This is a genomic window from Micromonospora sp. NPDC049580 (genome assembly GCF_040675595.1).
Taxonomy (GTDB): Bacteria; Actinomycetota; Actinomycetes; order Mycobacteriales; family Micromonosporaceae; genus Micromonospora.
On record NZ_JBFAPG010000644.1, the window covers coordinates 1 to 2,833 of the forward strand.

General features: G+C 74.5%; 2 protein-coding genes. Both read right to left on the reverse strand.

Annotated features, from left to right (window positions below; translation table 11 throughout):
- Positions 1–950: 950 nt before the first annotated feature.
- A complete protein-coding gene (locus AB0J68_RS30390; protein ID WP_363942116.1) occupies positions 951–1,595 on the reverse strand; it encodes a maleylpyruvate isomerase N-terminal domain-containing protein in 645 nt (214 codons plus the stop codon).
- Between the two features lie 196 nt (positions 1,596–1,791).
- The coding region (locus AB0J68_RS30395) for a glycosyltransferase family 4 protein (RefSeq protein WP_363942119.1) at positions 1,792–2,833 on the reverse strand (1,042 nt) is incomplete at its 5' end.

Below are 2,833 nucleotides of genomic sequence, written 5' to 3' on the forward strand. Positions count from 1 at the left end.
CCGCCGACCCGATCCGGGCCGGCGGCCTGCGCCGTACCCACCCGCCCTCTCGCGTGGCGGCCCGGGCGCTTCGGCCGGATCTTTCGGCTCGGCGGTCCGTGGGGCTTCCGTTCACCCTCTCGCTTGTGATCGGGTTCTACTTCCGCCGGACCTCGCGGCTGGTCCGTGGGGCCTCGGCCGGACCTCGCGGCTGGTCCGTGGGGCTTCGCTGGGCCTCGCGGCTTGGCGCTCTGCGGCCCTTCCGCTGGGCCTTCCGGCTTGCGGGCCGGCCGATCTGCCCCGGCCGGTGCCCTCCGGGCCGTACCCCGAGTCCCTGGTTCGGCCCCTGTCGAGCTGCCCCACTTATGGGGCGGGGCGCGGCGGGACGAGGCGGGGCGAGGCGGGCCGTGGCGTGGCGGGCCGTGGTGGGGCGTGGCGTGGCGGGCCGGGCCGGGGCGGGGCGTGGCGGGCCGTGGCGGGCCGAGGCGTGGCGGGCCGAGGCGGGGCGTGGCGGGCCGAGGCGGGGCGTGGCGGGCCGAGGCGGGGCGTGGCGGGGGCGTGACGGGCTTCAAGCGCCTGATCTCCGGCCTGCCCCGCTGACGGATGGCCTCGCGGATTGGTTGGGCTGGACTCACCAATGGTCGGCTCCAGGTCGCCGATATCGCGGTATCAACAGCGCCGGAACACCACAAGGTCGGCGAACTGGAGTCGATCAAGGGGCGGTCCGGGCCCCGGGGCTCCTCGGGTGATGCTGATCCGCGCTTCGGTGACGCTGATCCGCGCTTCCGTGATGCTGATCCGCGCTTCGGCGACGTTCATCGGCGCTTTGGCGGCGCTGATCCGCGATTCTCGCTTCCGGCGGCCCGCCCCATATCTGGGGCAGCTCGACAGGGGACGAACAAGGGACCCAGGGGGCCGGGGGACACCGGGCCCGAGGCGGCGCGGGGTGTGGGGCGCGTCGGACGTTGGGTTCAGAAGGCGGAGATGTCCCGGGCTCGCTCGCTGCGGCTCAGCGCGCCGATCAGCGCGGACTGGCCGTGTCGGCGGACGGCCAGGCGGACCAGCAGGTCGCGTACGGGGTCGAAGACCTCCGCCGGGAACTCCGGCGTGGGCACGCCGACGCTGACCGCGAGGTCGTCGGAGTGCACGACGATCTCCAGTTGACGTGTGAGCAGGAAGTCGGCGCGGCGCAGGGCCCAGCCCTGCCACGGGATCGGCACGACGTCGACGGCGGCTCCCCGCGACAGCAGGTCGCTGACCTTCGCCAGCGCCTCGCCGGAGCGGGCGTGCAGGTCCGCCGGGCCGCGGAGCGCGTCGGCCTCGTCCGAGCCCGCGGCGACCGCGTCGGCGTCCGGAGTGCCCTCGGTGACCCAGGCGGCCCGCTCGTAGTGGCTGTCCGCCGACTCCAGCGTGGGCAGGTCGGCGGGCGTCGGCAGCAGCTCCGCGGCCCGTACGGCCTGCAGCCCGAGGTGGCACGCCAGGGCGCCCACGGACAGGTGCGGCAGGACGCTCGGGTTCGACCACTGCGCGGACACCTCGGGGCGCCGGATCAGGTCCAGCGCCATGGAGGCGGCGACCGGAAAGGCGGAATCAAGGGCGTCAACAGGACGAGACATCCGCACATTCTGGCAGGCCCGACCGACCTCCGCCGTGATCGACTCGGCCTGGCGGCCGGCGCTGAGCAGCGAAGCCCGGTCACTGCAATGTGATCGACTCGACTTCCAGGAAGTCGCGGTATTCCCGGCACCGGGACACCCCGACTTCAAGGAACCCGAGTCGATCAAGCGCAAGCGGGCCGGAACAGCCCGACCGTCAGCGCAGGCCGGCGGCGGCGAGCAGGTTGCCCTCGGGCAGTGCCGGGAGGGCCCGGCCCTGGGACATCCGCTGCTCGGCGCGTTCGGCCGTGAACGCGGCGTCGTTGGCGATGGCGGCGGCGTAGCTGGCGGCGGTGCGCTGGGCGATGGCCGACCAGCCGTACTGGTCGTGGACCATCCGGCGGGCGCGGCGGGCCATGGCACGGGCCCGCTCGCGGTCGGACAGCAGCGCGTCGACGGCGTCGGCGAGCCCGTCCGGGTCGTGCGGGCGGAACGTCATCCCGGTCGCTCCCGGCTCCACGATCTCGGCGAGACCGCCGGTGGCGGCGACGGCCAGGGGCGCTCCGGCGGCGGCGCCCTCCAGGGCCACCATGCCGAACGGCTCGTAGATGCTCGGCACCGCGAAGCAGTCGGACGCCGCCATCAACGCCGGCAGGTCATTGCCGCCCAGGAAGCCCGGCATGGAGACCATGCCACCCAGGCCGCGGCGGTGCACCTCGGCCTCCAACTCGGCGCGGTACGGGCCGTCGCCGGCGATCACCGCGCGCAGCCCGGGGTGCCGCTCGCGCAGCCGGGGGAGGGCGGCGATCAGGTGCTGCACGCCCTTCTCGTAGACCAGCCGGCCGGCGAAGGTGACCAGTGGGCCGTCCCCGGCGAACCGGGCCCGCGCCGCGGCCACGTCCCGCGCCGGCACCTTCCAGCGGTGCGACTCGACGCCGTTGGCGACCACGTCGACGCGTCCGGCCGGTACGCCGAACAGCGCGCCCACCTCGTCGCGCATGTACCCGGAGCAGACGATCACCCGACCGGTCTCGCTGCTGAGCCACTGCTCGACACCGTGGATGGTGCGGTTCATCTCCTCGGGCAGCCAGCCCTGGTGCCGGCCCGCCTCGGTCGCGTGGATGGTGCTGACGAGGGGGATGTCCAGGTGGTCGCGCAACGTCATCGCGGTGTGGGCGACGAGCCAGTCGTGGGCGTGGATGACGTCGTAGCTGCCGGCCTGGGTGGCGCGTAGGGCGGTGCGGGTGAGGGTGTGGTTG